Origin of the sequence: Psychrobacter sp. 4Dc, assembly GCF_002836715.1 — a bacterium.
In the GTDB taxonomy this organism is placed as follows: Bacteria; Pseudomonadota; Gammaproteobacteria; order Pseudomonadales; family Moraxellaceae; genus Psychrobacter.
On record NZ_PJAT01000050.1, the window covers coordinates 1 to 19,999 of the forward strand.

Below are 19,999 nucleotides of genomic sequence, written 5' to 3' on the forward strand. Positions count from 1 at the left end.
AATAATGAAAACTCTTACAGCATCCAATCCACGTAAAATCATTCATATAGATATGGATGCGTTTTATGCCAGTGTAGAACAACGTGACTTCCCAGAATTACGGGGCAAGCCACTAGTGGTTGGTGGAAATCCAAATGGACGCGGTGTTGTAGCAGCGGCTAGCTATGAAGTACGTCAGTTTGGGGTGCGCTCAGCCATGTCTTGTTATGAGGCTCGCAAACGTTGTCCAGAAGTCATATTTGTCAGACCACGTTTTGAAGTATATCGAGCTGTTAGCAGCGATATTCGAAATATCATGTACAGCTTAACGCCTCATGTTGAGCCGTTATCGCTAGATGAGGCTTATCTCGATGTCACTGGTCTCACCGTACATAAAGGCTCAGCGACATTGATGGCCAATTGGTTAAGAGCACAAATATTGCAACATACAGGATTGACTGCTTCTGCTGGCGTGTCCTTCAACAAGATGTTGGCCAAGATTGCTTCTGATATCAATAAGCCTAACGGCACCGCTATTATCACGCCAGAAGACGCCGATGCTTTTATCAGTACACTGCCTATTGAACGATTTCATGGGATAGGTAAAGCAACGGCAAGACGATTACATGCGATGGGCGTGACTAATGGTGCTGATTTACGCCGTATGTCAGCCGATGTATTGATTAATGAGTTTGGTAAGCGAGGACAGTTTTATCATGATATCGCTCATGGTCGGGATGAACGCGCTGTCAAATCTGAGCGCCTGCATAAGTCTGTTGGTTCGGAGACTACTTTTAGAGAAAACCTAAACGATGACACGGCATTACGTGTACAAATCTATGAACAAAACGCGGATGCCTTCGCGCAACTGCACAAAAAAAATCTCGTCGCTCATACTATAACGCTCAAGGTTAAGTATGCTGACTTTACTCAGATTACCCGTACGCACACGCTAACCACCGCTTTTAGTAGTGCTGAATCTGCTCATTACTGGTTAGACAAGTTATTCTTAGATATTCCGCGCCAGCTCCCTATCCGATTAGTCGGGGTCACTTTTTCGTCATTGACACCTGCAGCCCAACTATTGCCTCAATTAAATTTATTTGAGTAAAATAAGTGAAAGCTAACGTGATTAACATTAGAACAGTTAAATATTTTTGCTTAGGCTATTTAAGCAATTCAAATATATTTTGTGCACGGTGACTACTTAGTAAAGCAACCTTTTATAGCAGTATTTCTGCTACAATTATGCCAAAATTTCTATCCACTTAAAGACTGATTATGACCAACGCTCACACTGCATCTTCCGATTCTAATGCCCCACTTACTACCAATAATAACAGTGACGTCTTAGATTATCTAAGCGTGGAAGATTACGACTACGACCTACCAGATCGTTTGATTGCGCGATATCCATTAGCGCAGCGTTCTGCTTCAAAACTTTTGTACTTGCCTGCTCACATTGATACAAATGCTACGCCTGTAGAAGACTGTTTGTTTTCTGAATTGCCTGAATTGTTAGACGCTGGAGACCTGATTGTCTTTAATGATACAAAGGTAATGAAGGCACGCCTATTTGGTCAAAAAGACACTGGCGGTAAACTTGAGGTTTTGATTGAGCGATTGGTTACTGTCTCAGACTTAGATATAGCAACACTGCATTTAGAAAATTCAGATAATGAGTTAGTCAATCAAGAATATATTGCCCTTTGCCATGTTAAAGCCAGTAAAGCACTGAAACTTGGTCAACGTTTTCAACTGGCTGATGGTCATATGAGTGGCGCGATGATTGGTCGTCAGGACAACTTGTTTATTTTAGCCTTTGATGCGCCAATATTACCTGATTTAGAACTCTACGGTGAGTTACCTATCCCGCCTTACTTTGAACGTCATGCCGATGACACTGATAATACTCGTTATCAAACGGTGTTTCATGATCCCGCTAAGCTTGCAAGCGTCGCTGCACCGACAGCAAGTTTGCACTTCGATGACTTGGTGCTCAATAAGCTGGCAGAAAAAGGTATCAATACTGCTTTTGTAACATTGCATGTTGGCGCTGGTACCTTTGCACCAGTTAAAACAGACAATCTACTCAATCATACTATGCACAGTGAGTATGCACATCTGCCACAAGTAACTGCTGAGCTGATTAATCAAACGCATGCAAATGGCAATAAGGTTATTGCTATTGGTACCACGGTGACTCGCGTCCTTGAAACGGCGTATCAAAAAACGGCTATCAATGGGCAAGCACTCTCTAGCTGGTCAGGCGACACGGACATCTTTATTTATCCAGGATTTAAATTTGGTGTCATTGATCGACTGTTAACAAACTTTCATTTACCCAAATCGACGTTGCTAATGTTGGTATCAGCTTTTTCTGGCAAAGCATCGATTGAACATGCCTATCAACATGCTATTAAAAAAGAATATCGATTCTTTAGTTATGGTGATGCTATGTTACTTGACAAGAAAATAAGCTGAACATTAAATAAACATTTATGCATTGGACGCAACAGTTGTGAAATAAACTGGTAAACTAAACCGTACTTTGTTATAACAGCAAAGATAACTTATTTTGTAAAGGACTGCTCATGTCTTGTCATTTATCTCGTCGCTTGACTCCTGTACATCGCGCGGTATCGATGGCATTACTTTATTCTGTAGGTTTGGCCGCTATTATTCCAAGCGCGCAAGCGGCAACTATAGGTAAGACAGTGGTTAGCTCAGCTCAGCATGAACCGTTGAGCGCAAGTATCGTGGTCACCGACATACGAGCGGCTGATTTTTCAGCGAGCTTGGCCAATCCAGTTATCTATCAGCAGATGGGATTAACGCCGACCGATTCAATGCAAGTGCGCTTTCAAGCAACTTCAGCGACCAGTGGTCAGGTATTAATCAGCACATCGCAGCCTGTGTCCAAGCCCTTTGCTGATTTGGTGTTATCGATCAATGATAATGGGCAGCAAAATGTAGTACCAAAAACATTATTAATGCCGTTAAACGATAGTCTACCGATTAATAATGCTTCCAAGAACAGTATAAAAGGCACTCAGAAACTCAATTTACCAAGTGTTTCTGCAAGCACTGCAAAACCGTTAACCGTAAGAAAAGGTGCGCCGCCGCCCCTAATATCAGTATCTAACGCTGCTGCAAATAAACCAGCTCTAGCAAACATAGCATCAGTTGATTCTTTCATTTCCAGATCAGTGTCTAAGATACAAGCTCCAACAGTGACAGCTACTTCGCAGGCTAGCAACCTTACTTACTCGCCTAGTCGACTTGATAATGGGCGTTTAAATAGCGACTCTAATATAAAAAATACTAGCAGTAATGCAAAGAAGACTTATAACGGCCTTAGTTCAGCGAACCGTTTAGATAGCAGTTTCTTAAATGTAAATAACAATACTGAAACTACGAAAGTTAGTGCCAATAATAGCGCTAAGGCAAGTATTAAAAACACTCCAATTTTAGATAAAGTATTGATTGATAAACCACTCGACACTCTAAATATTCAAGTCACACGGCAGATACAGCCGAGTCGTAAACATACAGACGCTGACGCATCACCGGTACCTACTCCAACTACTAGCATCTTAGCAAGCAATACTGAGAAAAATGCTACTAGCGTCTTAGCAGCTTCTATTGACAATACAACTTCGAAAACCGCTAATAGCGCTATTAATAATACGTCTTCAAATGACATAGCAATAGATAGCTCGACAATCAATCAATACCAAGTACAACGTAACGATAGCCTATGGATTATTGCTCAACAGATTGCGCAAGAAAATAATCTAGATACTTCCATTGTGATGAAGCAAATTCAGTCACAAAACCCTGATGCCTTTATCAATAAAGACGCAGATCAATTAAAAGCAGATGCTAAGCTTATTTTGCCTAGTTACGATGTTATACCATCACAGAAAAACTTAGAAGCGGCTATCGATACACAAAGACAATATATTCGTAGAGCAAATACAGCGGCGATGCAAAAAGCAGCTCAGAGACCTTTTAAAAAACCTTCTATAAGTACGCAAGCGGTCAAACGCCCTGAGAAAGCCACGACAACTAAAACACAGACCTTATCAAAAGCACAATTTTCTGTGCTTGCGCCTGGGCGAGATGGCAATGCAGATGGCACTCAAGCAAAAGCGGCATCAAACACAGGGAATGGTTTGAGTACAGATATATTAGAGACACTCAAAGCATCGCGGCAGCAGGCAGCATCACAGGCTCAACGATTATCAAGTACAAGTAGCACTCTTAGTAGCTATACTAAAAAAATTCAATTACAAAACCAAAAATTGGCTGAGCTGCAGGCTCGTCTCGAAAAATTACGCAATCAATAATTGCCTAACTGATTCATACATTAGATTGTGATCACAGGCGTAGGAATAACTATGGACAATATGCTATATATCATCGCCGGATTGGCGCTTATTCTGTTAGTGGCTGCTTTATTCTTGCGCAAAAATAAGGCGCAGAAATCGTCATCACCTTCGCCTATTAATGCAAGAAAAGATACGCCTACTCCATCACCAAAAGTAGACTATGATACTCCTACCCACACTAATGTCAGCAATAGCCATAAATTTGACCATATCACTATTGCTCAGCGTTTTATGGATCAGCAGCGCTATGACAAGGCGATCGAAACCATTAAACGTGGTCTAAGTGAAAAACCTCATAACAGTGCATTGTCTCTTAAACTACTCAGCATATACGCGACGATAAATCAGCCAGAAGATTTTAATAATATTTATGAGTCTATAAGAAATCATAACGACAGTCAGACTATCGCTCAAGCAGACGAGATAAGAAATCTATCGTTTGATGAATTAGAACCTGCCGCTGCGCAAACACTGGCAACGGACAATGCCAAAGATGATTTTGACGCTATCGACTTCGATTTGCCTATTAGTCAGAATGATAGTACTAATACAGTAGATCACCAGTCAATTGAAGAAAGTAATAACGATACTGCAATAAATGAACCTATCGACAGCTTAGAGTTATCAGACAAAGTCGATAATGTTAGTTCTATTACCGAAAATCCGAATGATAGCTTTGATCTGACTCTCAGCGATTTAGAGAACGATTTCGCTGCGCCTAATATGACAAGTGAAACGCCTGTCATACCGTTAGACAATGTAGATAACGACGTTTTAGAGAGCTCTGCTAACGATAATGTTAGTAATAACGAAGATAACGATCTTAGTGACTTTGAGTTTGACTTTGATTCATTTGATGATACTTCGAATGAATCATCTATAGACACTAACCTCTCACATGATGACAATGAGAAAGCAGTACTAGAAGAAGACTTTATATTAGACTTCGATGATTTAGCAGCCGATGCAGACAAAGACGACGTCGTCACTAATGACATATCTACGAATTCAGAACCACACTCTATTGATACTATCCAAAACGGTGAAGATGACTTTGCTTTATCTTTGGGCAGTCTAGATACATTAGATGATATCAATACTGTCTCCAATGACGACCTATCTACGACTGAAAACGACAGTAGTTTCGACAATTTCATTCTGGAAAATACTGATTTTGGAAACAGTACTTCTGAGAGCACGACCTTTGAAGAAGACAACTTTGCAAATATTAATCTCGAGGAACCATTACTCAATGATGATATCGAGGTTAATGATTTTAGCGATGTTGAAGAATCGAATATCGCACCTGCTGCACCATTGAGATTTGATGACAATACACTGATAGACGATGATTTTAATATTGACGATGCTGATTCTCTATTTGACGCTCCATCGGCCACTACCCCAGTCTCTACAGCTGCGCCAGTTGAGAGTGACACTTCTATCACGCCTCAAGAGGCTGAATCAGCAGAAGATTTTTCATCACGTTTCGCAGCAGATTTTGATTTCGTAAAGTCATTAGACAGTAATCAAGTGACGTTAGACTTGGCAGATCAATATTTACAGTTGGGTGAATATGACAGTGCAAAGCGTCTACTCAATGAGGTGATAGCTCAAGGTAATAGTGAACAGAAACAGCAAGCACAGCTATTACTCGAACGTACTGCGTAGTTAATAGTCTAGTCTCTTATCAGCAAGTACTTCCTAATCACGGGATGCTTGCTGATTTTTTTTGCATTTAACTCTAATACTATCTATTATTGAACCCTTTAGCCATCGTTGCTCAATTCTCCAGCACCTCTTTTCTTCCATACTTGTTTACTGTGTTGATACTATGCCATCTTCTGTTATGCTCAAAAATCTATCCGATCCTATTCAACTGATTTATGCTGGTGGTACCTTTGGTAGCTATGGCAGACCTTTAGCGCCATTATCAGCAGAAGTGTTTTTGCCTACTCTACAAAAGCTTTTGTCTGCACAAGACAGTACGAACAATTTACCGACAGTCTCATGGTTAGAAAACACCCTGATCAAAGACAGCAGCCAGCTTACTCCTAGCGATTTTACGCATTTCTATCAACTACTACTGAATGCTTATGCCAAAGGTGATAGACGGTTTGTACTCATCACTGGCACGGATACGTTGAGTTACTTAGGCGCATTTTTAGCAGAAGCGTTTGCAGGTAGTGATATCTGTATTATTTTGACCGCAAGTATGCGTCCATTATTAGACAGTGAGATATTGCATTCCTATAACATCGATGAACATAGCGATGCTTGGGGCAATCTCAACGACTCATTAAAACTAGCAGCTGCTGGTGAATCAGGCGTGAAGGTCAGTTTTGGCGGGGAAGCATGGCCTGCTCAAACGGTACAAAAAATTCACAGTCATGATCTGATGGCATTTACTGGTCATTCCCGCGCCGCTTACCCAGCCAATAGCTATATAAAAAATCTACCTGATACTCGTAGACAACATTGGCTTGATGACCAACAAGACTTGCTGTCCAGTATTAAAACACGTGCTGAAAACGCAAGTGTTCATGCGCTATATTGCCTACCTAACGATGTTTCGATAATAAACAACCAGCTACAAGCTTTATTGTCGCAGCCACCATGTGGCATTATTCTATTGGGATTTGGCGCCGGTAACATCCCTTATTCAGCTGCACTAGCAGAGACACTGTCCCTTGCTCATGAGCGTGGACATCTGGTGATATCAGCCAGTCAATGTCCGTTTGGCGGCGTCAGCGATAGCTATGCGGCGGGCAGTTGGCAGTACGAGCATCATGTCATTGCTGGTGGACGTTTGACTATACCTGCTATTTATGCTCGATTACTATGGTTGCTACTTCGCTATGATAGTCCTGTAAGGCGCAGGCAGCGTTGGTTGAATAATATCAATCAAACTGGCACTAGCATCAAAAAGCGCTAAGCGACTTTTAATTAATTCCCATTTTATAAGTTTAGAAACCATAATGTCTGAGACTGAAATTATTGAAACTGAACCAACCTACACTTTAGCGATTGCCATTGAGTTCTTAGGAACTCGTTATCATGGCTGGCAACGGCAACGAGAGGTTTTGGGCGTGCAAGAAGCCTTAGAGACAGCTATCGGCAAAGTTGCCAATGAGCCTGTAGAAGTCATCGCAGCTGGGCGTACTGATGCCAGCGTCCATGCTAGCAATATGATTGCCCATTTTACAACTCATGCGTATCGCCCAACTCATAACTGGTTACGCGGTGTAAATAGCCTGCTTCCCGATGATATTGCTCTACGCTGGATACAACCCATGCCAGCTGATTTTCATGCGCGTTTTGGTGCTATTGCTCGTCGCTATCGTTATATTACGCTCAACCAAACACAGCGCCCCGCCATACTAAATCATCAAGTAACTCATATCTATGAGCCGCTTGATTTGAAAGCCATGCAGCAAGCAGCAGCTGATATCGTCGGTACACACGATTTTAGCAGTTACCGTGCTGCAGCCTGTCAATCCAATCAACCAGTGCGTACGATTAGCCATGCCAACCTTTTTGCTCATGGTCAATTTATCGTTTTCGATATACAAGCAGATGGGTTTTTACATCATATGGTTCGCAATTTGATGGGCACATTGTATGCCATTGGTAGACATGAGCTAGAGCCAGCAGATTTTTTGAAGATTTTGCATAAGAAAGATAGAACGATTGCACCGCCAACCGCTTCAGGTGATGGATTGTATTTTATCAATGCTTATTATCCTGAACGTTTTCAAAGCTTATTGCCAAATGCACCGTTAACGCCTGTCTGGTTAAATTTGCCTGATTAAGCGTTATAGTTTGGCATACATATCACTTACATGCTGTCAAGTCAAAAGCAGGTTCGTATTGCTTTAATCCACTAACTTACGTATAATATGGGCTTATTTTTTAATTGATTGATACAAATTATGGCAAAAGACGATATTATTGAATTTGAAGGCGAAGTCATTGATACCCTTCCTAATACTTTGTTCAAAGTTCGTTTAGAAAACGGGCACGAAATCATCGCGCATATCTCTGGTAAGATGCGTAAGCATTATATTCGTATCTTGACAGGTGATAAGGTTAAAGTTGAAATGACACCTTATGACCTATCTAAAGGCCGTATTACCTACCGTGGTAAAAACTAAATACTGACTGACCAATATGGTTATGAAAGTATTAGCATTGGTAAGATACAGTCAATAGCCGAATAGCTACGTTATCGCTGATAGCTGATATGACGCTTGGGTAGTGTAACTGATAATAATAATGAAAATGCTAATCTGCTCATTATTGCCTATCAATATTTTAGTTATTTAGTAATTGACTGTTTCTACTTACCATAAAAAATACCGCTAGATTTTAGCGGTATTTTTTCGTCTATTTTTTATGACTTAGTACTATCGCATTTAACTAAATTCAACAGTTGCGCCGTTAACTAAATTCAACAGTTGCGCCGTTTTTTATGACTCCGAGCAAACTAAGCGCGTCCCAATTGGTCAAACGCACACAACCTGCTGATGCTTGACGACTGATACGAGCAGGATCTGGTGATCCATGGATACCATAAGTTGGTTTACTAAGCCCAATCCATACTGAGCCTACTGGATTGTTAGGACCTGGTGGAATGATAGACTTGCTACCGTCATTGGCCGTATAAGTATAGTTGGGCTCGTGCACCTTTACTTTGACAGTATGCGTACCTGTTGGTGATGGTGTCGCAGTACTACCAACTGTCGTCGGATAGCTAGCGATCAAATTGTTGTTCTCATCATATGCGTAGAGTGTTTCACTGGCCTTATCAGCGATAACGCGGTGCACTGGCTTGGTATTAGGATTACCAGGGTTATATACCGTGATGATTTCACCCGCAGTAAAACTGGCATCAGGATTAAGCGATTTTAAATATTTTTCACTAATATGAAACTTCTCTGCCAACGCCTCAGTAAGACTTTCGTAGTACATTCCCTCAAGCTTGGATTTGGCAACAGAATCAGCAGGTATGGTTGTGGTTTTGACATTCACATCTGCTTCAGTAAGCTGATAACTGACTAGTACTGGTTGAGTCGTGAGCTTCTCATTCTTGGTCAGTGCTTGCCACGTCTCAGCGTTCAACGTATCAGTTACGTCTAAACCATTCGCTTTTTGAAACGCCTGCATGGCTTTACGAGTATTTTTGCCCCAGTAGCCATCGACAGGCCCTATTCCGTTGTGATGCCAGTTTAGTAGAGCCTGCAGCTTTGTTCCTACGTTACGATCAATATCTGCATCTGCCGTCCAAGTGACATTGTTTACTTTTTTTGCATTGTCAGATAGGTTCTCAGTTGTGTACTTAATCGTAGGCAGTAGCTTATTCAATGAAGTCGCAGCTTTACTATCTCCTGTTAACTTTTGACTTACGCCATTAGTCACTGGACTGACTTCTGCCGAAGCCTTGACGCTATTACTTGCGTTCACACTATCCGTTGTCTCTGCTGCGATGCTTTGCCCCATGAATAGTAAGCTAGAGAGACTAACCACTGTCAATGCTTTACTAATTCTTGTTAATTGATACATGTAATACTCCTCATTTAAGAAATTCTATTTTTATTTTCAGTTTTCAAATACTACAGTTTTTTGGATTTTTAGAACTTACCTTTGGTATCTAGATTTTGGATATTTTACTTTTGCTAAAAGCGAAATATTTTAGCTCCTTTATAAGCTACTAATATTGTCATATTACCTTGTGAGCATATAACAGCTTTATGTTAAAAGGAGCTTTGTTATACAGCGTCTCTGTTAAGACAATGCTTATAAATAAGCTTGGCTAACAGATAAACAATAAAAAACCCATACGCCACTTGGTAGCCTATGGGTATACAACACGCAAACTAAGACTGTGGAAAATGCTATATAGGAATAGCCTTTAAACGCAAGTTAAATTATATCAGTTTGGCTAAGACCGCTTGCCCCATTTCTTTACAGCCTACCTGCTTAAGTCCAGCTTCACTGCTATCTAAAATATCTAACGTACGTAAACCATCATCAAGCACATCACTAACTGCCTGTTCAATTGCTTGTGCCGCATCTTCCTGTTTAAAGGTATAACGCAGCATCATAGCAACAGATAAGATAGTCGCTAATGGGTTGGCTTTATCTTGTCCTGCGATGTCAGGCGCAGAACCATGACACGGCTCATACATGCCCTTACCTGACTCATCTAAGCTCGCTGATGGCAACATACCGATAGAGCCTGTCAACATTGCAGCTTCATCAGATAGGATATCGCCAAACATGTTTCCCGTCACCATGACATCGAACTGCTTAGGATCTTTAATCAACTGCATGCAAGCATTGTCAGCATACATATGTGATAACGCCACATCACTATAGTCAGCTTGCTGCATCTCGATCATCGTCTGTTTCCACAGCTCGGTGACTTCCAATACATTGGCTTTATCAACTGAACATACCTTAGCTGCTGTGCCTGCTGCTTGCGCACGCGTTTTTGCTAACTCAAAGGCAACTTTACCAATGCGCTGAATCTCACTTGTGCTATACACCATCGTGTTATAGCCTTGTTGCTCGCCGTTTTCTAGTGTGCGAATACCACGAGGCTCACCGAAATAGATACCGCCTGTCAGTTCACGAACGATCAATAGATCTAGACCTGAGATAATTTCAGGTTTGATACTTGAGGCATTAGCCAACTGTGGATATAGCTTGGCTACACGTAGGTTGGCAAATAAACCAAGCTCACCGCGGATTTTGAGCAGACCGCGCTCAGGGCGTTTACTACGCTCGATTGCATCCCATTTAGGACCACCGACCGCACCTAGCAATACGGCATCTGCGGCGCGAGCACGGGCCAATGTCTCATCTGGTAAAGGCTCACCAGTTGCATCAATAGCCACACCGCCAATCAATCCAGACTCAAGCGTTAAATCAAGTGAAAACTTATCATTGACAGCTTTGAGCACGTCAATGGCTTGGGTCATAATTTCAGGGCCAATACCATCACCCGCTAATGTTAAAATCGTTGCCATACTGATCCTTTTGGAATGTTTTTATTGGTTGGTTATATTTTTGAGCTTTTTATACTCATATTTTATGCTGCCATTTTTTTGGCTTTGGGTGCTGATGTTACTGCTTTGGCCATCCCCGTCTCTACAAACTCGCCTTGATGCTCAGCGTCTAGTTGCTTACAGAATCGGCGCTGTACTTTAGTACCTTGCAATAGCTCAATACATAAAGGCTCAGGTGATGCTGTGTCTAATAGACTGCCTGATTTTTCGCTGTTCTTCTTTTGATAAGCGCGTAGCTGATAAGTACCCGCTTCAGTAAAGTCATGAATCATCGCAAAACGTTCAACATAGCCCATGTTATTTTCTGGATAAAAATTAACATGGACCTCGTGTTTGGCAGGCATGACCCGTGCATAGTAGTTGGTCAATCCTGGCATACTGGAAGGCGCTAACGGCACAACTTTTATGGCATTTTTATTGACGAGTGGTGTCATATCCACATTCATCGATGTTTTTGCTATACCTTCTTGACGTGGTAAAGCTGTCATAATCTGAGGATTGATTGGCTCGTGACTGTTGGGCGCGATAATGAGTGTTTTATCTATCTGCACAATTTCGCAATGATATGTACCCACACATGCAATATTTACTTCACCAGCAATAGGTTTAATTTTACCCACCCATGCTTCAGCACTCTCTGCTTCATCTATTTTTTGATAGCCCGTCAATAGCTGACAGCCTGACAATAATAAGCTTGCAGCAACGATTGTACTTGTCCATAGAGCATAACGTTTTGTATTCATAATGGCGGCTACTATTCAAGAGAGATAATAAAATGTAGTGAAAAACTATTCTTCATTTTAGACAGTTCACCGCCATAACTCAACGCTGCGTTGCGACTACTCATATTTTATTAGCAGTAGATTATAGAATGACTCTCTATGCTCTTACGTCGTTAAATATCCACGGTGTTTTTTGCATCATTTGTTGCTCATAATCTTTGATAGCATCACTTTGTTGCAAGGTTAGACCAATATCATCCAATCCGTTTAACAAGCAATGTTTGCGAAAAGCATCTACGTCAAAGGCATATTCTTCACCAGTTGGTGTAATAACGACTTGACGCTCAAGATCTGCGGTCAACTCATAACCTTCATTATCAAAAGTCGCCTTCATTAACGTATCGACAATCGCTTCATCCAACACAATCGGCAACATGCCATTTTTGAAACAGTTATTGTAAAAGATATCAGCAAAACTAGGCGCAATTACCGTACGGAAACCATACTCTGAAAGTGCCCAAGGTGCATGCTCACGACTAGAGCCACAACCAAAGTTTCTGCGTGCTAATAAGATAGTAGCACCTTGATAACGTGGTTTATTCAATACAAAATCTGGATTGATAACTCGTGTACTGTTGTCTTGGCCAGGATAGCCTTCGTCGAGATAGCGCCAATCGTCAAATAGATTTACGCCAAAACCTGTACGTTTAATAGACTTCAAAAACTGTTTTGCGATAATTTGATCGGTATCGACGTTTGCGCGATCTAAAGGGCAAACGATACCTGTTTGGGTGTTATAAGCTTGCATAAAATTTCCTATCAATTATATTTTTGCTGGCTGATGATCTTGATAAGCATGTTAAATAGTAAATAAGTTTTTACCATCTTTGACAGCATGCTCATATATTTATCGTTAATACGAGCATGATGTCAGCTACTTATTATCAGACTTAAAACGTACGAACGTCTACAAAATGACCAGCCAATGCTGCGGCAGCTGCCATCGCTGGGCTTACCAAATGCGTACGACCACCATTACCCTGACGACCTTCAAAATTACGATTAGACGTTGAGGCACAGTGCTCTTGCGGCTCAAGTTTATCTGCATTCATCGCAAGACACATTGAGCAGCCCGGCTCACGCCATTCAAAACCAGCTTCAGTAAATAACGTATCCAAGCCTTCAGCCTCTGCTTGCAGTTTCACCTGTCCAGAACCTGCAACAACGATCGCTTCTTTTACGTTATCAGCAACTTTGCGACCTTTGATTACCGCTGCCGCATCACGTAAATCTTCGATACGTGAGTTGGTACATGAACCGATAAATATACGATCAAGTTGAATATCCGTAATTTTCTGACCTGCCTCTAGTCCCATATAAGTATAAGCGCGTAACCAGCCCTCTTCTTGAGCTTCATCAATGGCTTGATCTGGTGTCGGTACAGATTGCGTAATATCTACCACCATCTCAGGCGATGTACCCCAAGATACTTGCGGTGCGATCTGACTACCATCGATTTCTACCACAGTATCAAATACCGCGTCATCGTCTGAATATAGTGTGCGCCAGTAGGCTTCCGCTTGTTCCCATTGTGCTTCGCTTGGCGCATATGGACGACCTTTGACATAGTCAATTGTCGTGTCATCGACTGCAACCATACCGACACGCGCGCCTGCCTCAATCGCCATATTACAGACGGTCATACGACCTTCCATACTCATGTCTTCGAACACTTGACCTGCAAATTCAATCGCGTGTCCTGTTCCACCTGCTGTACCGATTTTTGCAATAATAGCTAACACCACATCTTTTGAAGTGACGCCAGCACCAAGTTGACCAGTGACGCGGATTTGCATATTTTTTGATTTCTTTTGAATCAAACACTGTGTTGCCAATACATGCTCAACTTCAGAGGTTCCGATACCATGAGCCAAGCAGCCAAGTGCTCCGTGAGTCGCTGTATGCGAGTCACCGCAAACAACCGTCATACCCGGCAAGACCAAACCTTGCTCTGGACCGACCACATGCAAAATACCTTGACGGGCATCATTGATAGTAAATTCAGCAATATCAAACTTGGTGCAGTTATCATCCAAAGTGACAACCTGCAAGCGTGATACCTTGTCTTTAATCCCAGGCACCCCTTCTAGGCGCTCTTTGGTGACAGTCGGCACATTGTGATCTGGACTGGCAATGTTAGCCGATAAACGCCATGGCGCTCTGTTTGCTAATTCCAACCCTTCAAATGCTTGTGGACTCGTCACTTCATGCAACAGGTGGCGGTCGATATAAATCAGGCTCGAACCATCGTCGCGCTTAGTGACTTCGTGAGCGTTCCAAAGTTTGTCATATAACGTTTGACCAGCCATGTTGCTATCCTTTATAGGTTACTAATTACTTAATTTTTTACTTACTTGCAAATTGCCAAGCTAAGATTCTATGTAAATGCTATGTCTATCTATAATGTTTAATAATTACGGTCGTATCTAAGATTTGAATATTATTTCTTTACGAGACCCAACATATGACTAAAATTAACGCTTAAAATACGTTTTAAGTGGCAAATAGCCAGTTTTTCAGAATAAATATGTCACAATACGCCTCGATGTCTTGTGATTATAGCAGGCAAATCCTATAATAATAATTGATGATTTTTAACCAGACGCAAACTTTTATTTCTAATACGTTGTGATTGGGTCAGCCAACTTTTATTTATAGCTCGTAAAGTAGCTAAGGACATTCGTTTGAACACCACAAACTTGACGACATTCGTTACCGTTATGCACACTGGCAGTATCTCAGGCGCCGCAGAAAAGCTGTTTATCACGCAGCCTGCTGTCAGTAAACGTATCAAAAATTTAGAAGACGAGTTTAACATTACCTTGTTTGATACGGTAGGACGTGGAATTGTACCTACTCAAGCGGCTAGTGAAATGCTACCTCATGCCAAACGTTGGCTAGAAGATTATGAGAACTTTAAAATCAACTTGCAGCATTCTCAGCATATCGTTTCTGGCAAGTTAGTTATTGGTACTAGCCATCATATTGGCCTACATCATTTAGCACCTGTCCTTAAACACTTTATTCAAGCTTATCCAGCTGTTCAGTTAGAAGTACACTTCGTAGATTCTGAAAAAGCTCATAAAGCAGTACTAGATGGTGATTTGTCTTTAGCCTTTGTTACGCTTCCACCTGTCTACGATAAGCGGCTAACCTATCACACGCTCTGGTCAGACCCTCTTTATTTTATGACGGGTACGCTATCACCTTTGGCAACCAAATCAAATGTCACTTTAGAGCAGTTAGCGCGCTATCCTGCCATTTTGCCTTCTGCCAATACCTTTACCAGTCAGATTACCTTGGCTGAGTTTGCCAAGCACAATCTGAAGCCTTATGCCACGATGAGCACCAACCCTCTTGAGTCTATCCGTATGCTGGTATCTGTTGGTCTTGGTTGGTCAGTACTACCACAAACGATGGTTAGTCAAGATTTGGAACGTATCGATATGGCTGACAATATTGAATTACAACGCTATTTAGGTGTGGTCATCAATCCAAAATTAACTCAATCTAGCAGCGTGACCGCCCTACTAGACTTACTTGCGCCTATTGAATAAAAAGAGCTCGCTATAACAGTCTAACCATTAAGCTATTCGCATTTGTGACTCTCATGCGTTATAATACGCTTGACGTTGTTTTTATAACAAAAATTTACCACAAGGACACTGATAGTCATATATTGAATACTTCTAGTAAGATATGATGGTTAACAGTAGGTTTAATGGTTTAGATTGATGATGTAGGTTGCTAATACTCATATATAAATAGCAGATGCGAGCAATAACAATAGATAAGTGGAATGCGATGTTCCCGTTGTTCTCTATCTCTATATGAGTGCTAGCCATAGAACAACATCAATCATATAAAACTACAGAAGATACTGAAAAAAGCCATTATGTCTCAATTAATGGCTTTTTTTGTCTTTAAATATTGTTTTGAACATCGCCTTGCAGGACAGAACTTTTATAGTTAAAAAATAATTACAGCCAACCATGTTGGTTAAGGACAATTTATATGAACGGAGTTTCTAGTGGCGTGCTGATATCACTCGGCGCCTATTTCTTAGTGATGATTGGGATTGGTGTTTACGCTTATTTTAAGCAAGCCAATGATACTGAAGGCTATATGTTAGGGGGTCGTAACTTAGGCCCAGCAGTAACCGCACTTTCTGCAGGTGCATCAGATATGTCAGGTTGGTTACTACTTGGCTTACCTGGTTATATGTTTGCCGATGGTGTGGTCAGTATTTGGATCGCGCTTGGTTTGACATTAGGTGCATTACTAAACTATCTCATCGTAGCACCTCGCCTTCGTGTTTATACCGAAGTGGCTGACAACGCTATCACCCTACCAGATTATTTCGCCAACCGCTTTGAAGACAAGTCGCACATGCTACGCGTCATCTCAGCAGTGGTCATCATTCTATTCTTTACCGTCTATACCGCTGCAAGTCTTGTAGGTGGTGGTAAACTCTTCGAAAGCTCACTTAACCTATCGTATAGTACTGGCCTATGGGTTACCGCTGGTGTGGTTGTGGCTTATACGCTATTCGGTGGTTTCTTAGCAGTATCTATGACCGATTTCGTACAGGGCGTCATCATGCTGTTTGCCATGGTAATCGTACCTGTCGTTGCCTTTACTGATCTTGGTGGTATTTCAGCCACTACAGAAGCGGTTAGAAACATCGATCCTACCCTTTTAGACGTTACTAGCGGTATGAGTGTTATCGGTATTATCTCACTCATGGCATGGGGCTTAGGTTACTTTGGCCAACCGCATATTATCGTACGTTTTATGGCGATTCGTTCAGTGAGAGATGTGCCAACCGCACGTAATATCGGTATGAGCTGGATGGTTGTGAGTCTGGTTGGTTCACTAATGACTGGTTTTGCTGGTCGTGCCTACGTACAAAAAACTGCGATGACGCTAGACGATCCTGAGACTATCTTCTTAGTATTCACTCAGTTCTTGTTCCATCCATTGGTTTCAGGTTTCCTATTAGCAGCTATTTTAGCAGCAATTATGAGTACTATCTCATCGCAGCTATTGGTTGTATCAAGCTCTCTAACCAAAGATGTATACAAACTATTCTTTGATAAAGACGCACCAGAAGCTCGCCAGGTATTGGTTGGTCGTATCTCAGTTATTATCGTTGCTATCGTTGCCATTATGCTAGCGTCTAACCCAGATAGCTCAGTATTGAACCTAGTTTCTAATGCATGGGCAGGATTTGGTGCAGCGTTTGGTCCATTGGTTATCTTCAGCCTTACATGGCGTGGTATGAACCGTAATGGTGCTGTTGCCGGTATGGTTGTTGGTGCGTTGACTGTTATCCTATGGATTTATGGTCCTTTCCAAGTAGATGGTATGGCACTAAATAGCTGGTTATATGCTATCGTTCCAGGCTTTATCTTAAGTACTATCGCTATCTTTGCCGTTAGTATCATGACTGGTGGCCCAAGACCTTCAGTTTCTGCTAAGTACAAAGAGATGGAGCTAAACTTAAACAAATAAGTTTACGTAAAATCTTAAGATTATTGTTATAAAAAAATCTCGTCACTATTGGCGAGGTTTTTTTATGAGTAACGATTTAGTATATTTAACCTACTACAGTGTCAAACCAAGAGAACTTATGGTAAGTGAGACTGGAGTATGGACAGAGATATTATTATCTAGCAGCTCTGTGCTGGACATACTAAGCCAGATTATCCTAGCCTATTTGGCAGTCCAACTGCTAACCACCCTTGAACGGTAGGCCTTTATCAACAATACTATCTTTTATTAATATCAAATTTGATTACTTTTTTAGTTCTTCTCGTTGTGTATCTTAAGTGTGCTACGTTATTGACAGCTCATTCGATAAAGTACTAGTAAGTATTGGCCCTTAAATTGTAGAATATTTTCTATACATAGATACGAGGCTAAATTAAATAAGTAGGATGCAGTGATATCGTATAAATCAGTACTATGCAAATAATCTTTGCTGTTCTACCTGCAGCTAAATATTAACAATCAAATACTTATTAATAATCCCATAAAAAAGCGACCTATCATAGGTCGCTTTTTATTCTTTGACAGTTATACCAAGAGATTATCTTGCTTGATAAGAAATCTTTACACCAGCAATAAAACCATCATTGTCTTCAAAATCAGCAACGATTTTGTCAGTCGGTAGGGCGCCTTGAGCGTCACCAAACCACAAGTATTTACCGCCAGCTGACACTGCCCAGTTTTCAGTCACGTTATACTTAGCCCCAAGACCAACACTATAGTAACCGTCAACAGGACCTAAAGATGTTGTCGGATCACCGGCACCACTATCCCAACCAACAGTACCGCTGATCGCCAGTGCTGGTGCGACACGCTTGGCCAGACCAAGCTCTACTTGCCATTGGTCATCATCGTACTCAACCAAGTTCAAACCATCAGGACGTGCTGCGTTAGTGCTTACTTCATTATACAGTGGTGGTGTGATGGCAAAATCGCTCCATGGTACCCAACGGACTTTTGCCGTTGCTAAAGTAGTCGGATTGATACCTGTTTGGAAATCAAAGTTGACTGATTTAGGGGTGGTAATCTTGTAGTTGTTAACTTGAGTTGATGCCGCTAATATCTGTGGTACAGGAACAGTACTAGGGTCTCCGCCTTGTCCTGCAATAGCTGAAATAGCTGCTATCGGATAAGTTTCAGATATTTCTATATCATGATCGATCTCAGAGCGATAAGTCAACGCCGCTTTCAAAGCGATTTCAGGCTTACTAAAAGAGAAACCTGCAATATAACCATAATCCATATCAGGGTTACTGGTTGAGGTATAACCACTAGCAGGGCCATAAGCTAAACCACGCAGTTTGGTTTCAGATTGAATGCGCTGTGCAACTGGACCACCATAAATTTGGAAGTTTTTATTCGCACCGAATTTCATTCCAAGAATACCGGTCAAGCTTTGGCTACGGACTTCCACATTGGTATTTTCGCCTGCAGCTGTTGATTCAGCTAACGCTATGGCACCTGCGGTCTGCGGAGCTACACCATCAGCTACCAATGCGCCTCCTGAAGCTTGAGGATTATTGCTTGCCACAAAATTGCTTTGCGTATATTCAGCAGCAGCACCAAAAGGCTCATCATATAGCACACCCACACTGAATGTGTCGTTGATATCAGTCTTCACGCCATAGCGGAAAAAATCATAAGATTCAGCAATGTCGCCTGTTTTATTGCCACGCTCATAGTCATTTTGGCCAGGGTTAACATTCGCACTATCGTAGCCGCTTACATCAGCGTCAATATAAGTATAGACCGCTTCAGCGTAAGTACCGTCTTGGAAAAAGGCGGTAACATCCTGACCTGAACGATCAAGACCAGCAGCATTAGCCATGCTAGCGACAGACAGAGTAGCGATCGCTACTGCAAGAGTTTTCAAGTGAAAGGTAGTGCGCATTGTGTATCTCCAACGGTCCTTGTTGTATTACTACTCTAATAATCAATATATGGCATTGATGTACTTAATATTGATATTACTAAAGTCGTGTCCTAAGTTGAATACTAATGCCTTTTTGACACTAAAACAACAATTAAAGTGCTTTATTTCTCAATTATGACTGAACAGTACAAATAAGATATAAATCTAACAATGTTGTTTACTTCTACTTTTTAATGTGAACTCTCTAAAAAAATATTTGTTCACGAGACGATTTTTTTTCAAGATAAAACTGGTTCACTATGATACCAACTATAAAATTGCTTATAAAAAAAGCGACCCTTTTAAGGATCG

Annotated in this window: 15 protein-coding genes; 9 read left to right on the plus strand and 6 right to left on the minus strand. The window is 41.3% G+C overall.

Features of this window, described 5'->3' with window-relative positions:
• The first annotated feature begins 4 nt into the window (after nt 1-4).
• From dinB to infA, 7 genes are all read left to right on the plus strand, one after another.
• Complete coding sequence (dinB, locus tag CXF61_RS02500) at nt 5-1,090, plus strand: DNA polymerase IV (RefSeq protein ID WP_165597069.1); 1,086 nt, start codon at nt 5-7, stop codon at nt 1,088-1,090.
• A gap of 170 nt (nt 1,091-1,260) precedes the next feature.
• On the plus strand, nt 1,261-2,463 hold the full coding sequence (queA, locus tag CXF61_RS02505) for a tRNA preQ1(34) S-adenosylmethionine ribosyltransferase-isomerase QueA (RefSeq protein ID WP_165597039.1): 1,203 nt from the start codon (nt 1,261-1,263) through the stop codon (nt 2,461-2,463).
• Nucleotides 2,464-2,573: 110 nt separating this feature from the next.
• The gene (locus tag CXF61_RS02510) at nt 2,574-4,331 is read left to right on the plus strand and encodes a FimV/HubP-related protein (protein WP_165597040.1); all 1,758 of its coding nucleotides are present in this window, start codon (nt 2,574-2,576) and stop codon (nt 4,329-4,331) included.
• A 51-nt stretch (nt 4,332-4,382) separates the two neighbouring features.
• Nucleotides 4,383-6,044, plus strand: coding sequence for a FimV/HubP family polar landmark protein (locus tag CXF61_RS02515; RefSeq protein WP_165597041.1), 1,662 nt, complete (start codon nt 4,383-4,385; stop codon nt 6,042-6,044).
• Nucleotides 6,045-6,207: 163 nt separating this feature from the next.
• The gene (locus tag CXF61_RS02520; protein WP_193834166.1) at nt 6,208-7,308 is read left to right on the plus strand and encodes an asparaginase; all 1,101 of its coding nucleotides are present in this window, start codon (nt 6,208-6,210) and stop codon (nt 7,306-7,308) included.
• Between the two features lie 43 nt (nt 7,309-7,351).
• Nucleotides 7,352-8,185: a tRNA pseudouridine(38-40) synthase TruA gene (truA, locus tag CXF61_RS02525; protein WP_165597042.1), complete on the plus strand. Its 834-nt coding sequence runs from the start codon at nt 7,352-7,354 to the stop codon at nt 8,183-8,185.
• Nucleotides 8,186-8,305: 120 nt separating this feature from the next.
• The gene (gene infA / locus CXF61_RS02530; RefSeq protein WP_021814850.1) at nt 8,306-8,527 is read left to right on the plus strand and encodes a translation initiation factor IF-1; all 222 of its coding nucleotides are present in this window, start codon (nt 8,306-8,308) and stop codon (nt 8,525-8,527) included.
• Between the two features lie 286 nt (nt 8,528-8,813).
• On the opposite strand, the gene CXF61_RS02535 is transcribed toward infA, so the two are convergent.
• The 5 genes from CXF61_RS02535 to leuC all read right to left on the minus strand — a co-directional run bounded on the left by CXF61_RS02535 (nt 8,814) and on the right by leuC (nt 14,534).
• Nucleotides 8,814-9,935 carry a L,D-transpeptidase family protein gene (locus CXF61_RS02535; RefSeq protein ID WP_165597043.1) on the minus strand — a complete coding sequence of 374 codons (1,122 nt, stop codon included), beginning with the start codon at nt 9,933-9,935 and terminating at the stop codon, nt 8,814-8,816.
• A gap of 365 nt (nt 9,936-10,300) precedes the next feature.
• Entirely contained in the window at nt 10,301-11,404 is a 1,104-nt protein-coding gene (leuB, locus tag CXF61_RS02540) for a 3-isopropylmalate dehydrogenase (protein ID WP_057759326.1), read from the minus strand.
• Nucleotides 11,405-11,466: 62 nt separating this feature from the next.
• A complete protein-coding gene (locus tag CXF61_RS02545; RefSeq protein ID WP_165597044.1) occupies nt 11,467-12,186 on the minus strand; it encodes a hypothetical protein in 720 nt (239 codons plus the stop codon).
• A gap of 136 nt (nt 12,187-12,322) precedes the next feature.
• Entirely contained in the window at nt 12,323-12,973 is a 651-nt protein-coding gene (gene leuD / locus CXF61_RS02550) for a 3-isopropylmalate dehydratase small subunit (protein WP_165597045.1), read from the minus strand.
• A gap of 142 nt (nt 12,974-13,115) precedes the next feature.
• The gene (gene leuC, locus CXF61_RS02555; protein WP_057759320.1) at nt 13,116-14,534 is read right to left on the minus strand and encodes a 3-isopropylmalate dehydratase large subunit; all 1,419 of its coding nucleotides are present in this window, start codon (nt 14,532-14,534) and stop codon (nt 13,116-13,118) included.
• Nucleotides 14,535-14,909: 375 nt separating this feature from the next.
• On the opposite strand from leuC, the gene CXF61_RS02560 reads away from it, so the two are divergent.
• Nucleotides 14,910-15,782: a LysR family transcriptional regulator gene (locus CXF61_RS02560; protein WP_101205469.1), complete on the plus strand. Its 873-nt coding sequence runs from the start codon at nt 14,910-14,912 to the stop codon at nt 15,780-15,782.
• 457 nt (nt 15,783-16,239) lie between these two features.
• Nucleotides 16,240-17,739, plus strand: a complete 1,500-nt coding sequence (gene putP, locus CXF61_RS02565; RefSeq protein ID WP_101205470.1) for a sodium/proline symporter PutP — start codon at nt 16,240-16,242, stop codon at nt 17,737-17,739.
• 577 nt (nt 17,740-18,316) lie between these two features.
• On the opposite strand, the gene CXF61_RS02570 is transcribed toward putP, so the two are convergent.
• On the minus strand, nt 18,317-19,666 hold the full coding sequence (locus CXF61_RS02570; protein ID WP_165597046.1) for an outer membrane protein transport protein: 1,350 nt from the start codon (nt 19,664-19,666) through the stop codon (nt 18,317-18,319).
• Between the last annotated feature and the right edge of the window lie 333 nt (nt 19,667-19,999).

What these genes read in the sequence shown, in the direction of transcription:
- dinB (WP_165597069.1), top strand. Translation starts at nt 5, where the DNA reads ATGAAAACTCTTACAGCATCCAATCCACGTAAAATCATTCATATAGAT.
- queA (WP_165597039.1), top strand. Translation starts at nt 1,261, where the DNA reads ATGACCAACGCTCACACTGCATCTTCCGATTCTAATGCCCCACTTACT.
- CXF61_RS02510 (WP_165597040.1), top strand. Translation starts at nt 2,574, where the DNA reads ATGTCTTGTCATTTATCTCGTCGCTTGACTCCTGTACATCGCGCGGTA.
- CXF61_RS02515 (WP_165597041.1), top strand. Translation starts at nt 4,383, where the DNA reads ATGGACAATATGCTATATATCATCGCCGGATTGGCGCTTATTCTGTTA.
- CXF61_RS02520 (WP_193834166.1), top strand. Translation starts at nt 6,208, where the DNA reads ATGCCATCTTCTGTTATGCTCAAAAATCTATCCGATCCTATTCAACTG.
- truA (WP_165597042.1), top strand. Translation starts at nt 7,352, where the DNA reads ATGTCTGAGACTGAAATTATTGAAACTGAACCAACCTACACTTTAGCG.
- infA (WP_021814850.1), top strand. Translation starts at nt 8,306, where the DNA reads ATGGCAAAAGACGATATTATTGAATTTGAAGGCGAAGTCATTGATACC.
- CXF61_RS02535 (WP_165597043.1), bottom strand. Translation starts at nt 9,935, where the DNA reads ATGTATCAATTAACAAGAATTAGTAAAGCATTGACAGTGGTTAGTCTC.
- leuB (WP_057759326.1), bottom strand. Translation starts at nt 11,404, where the DNA reads ATGGCAACGATTTTAACATTAGCGGGTGATGGTATTGGCCCTGAAATT.
- CXF61_RS02545 (WP_165597044.1), bottom strand. Translation starts at nt 12,186, where the DNA reads ATGAATACAAAACGTTATGCTCTATGGACAAGTACAATCGTTGCTGCA.
- leuD (WP_165597045.1), bottom strand. Translation starts at nt 12,973, where the DNA reads ATGCAAGCTTATAACACCCAAACAGGTATCGTTTGCCCTTTAGATCGC.
- leuC (WP_057759320.1), bottom strand. Translation starts at nt 14,534, where the DNA reads ATGGCTGGTCAAACGTTATATGACAAACTTTGGAACGCTCACGAAGTC.
- putP (WP_101205470.1), top strand. Translation starts at nt 16,240, where the DNA reads ATGAACGGAGTTTCTAGTGGCGTGCTGATATCACTCGGCGCCTATTTC.
- CXF61_RS02570 (WP_165597046.1), bottom strand. Translation starts at nt 19,666, where the DNA reads ATGCGCACTACCTTTCACTTGAAAACTCTTGCAGTAGCGATCGCTACT.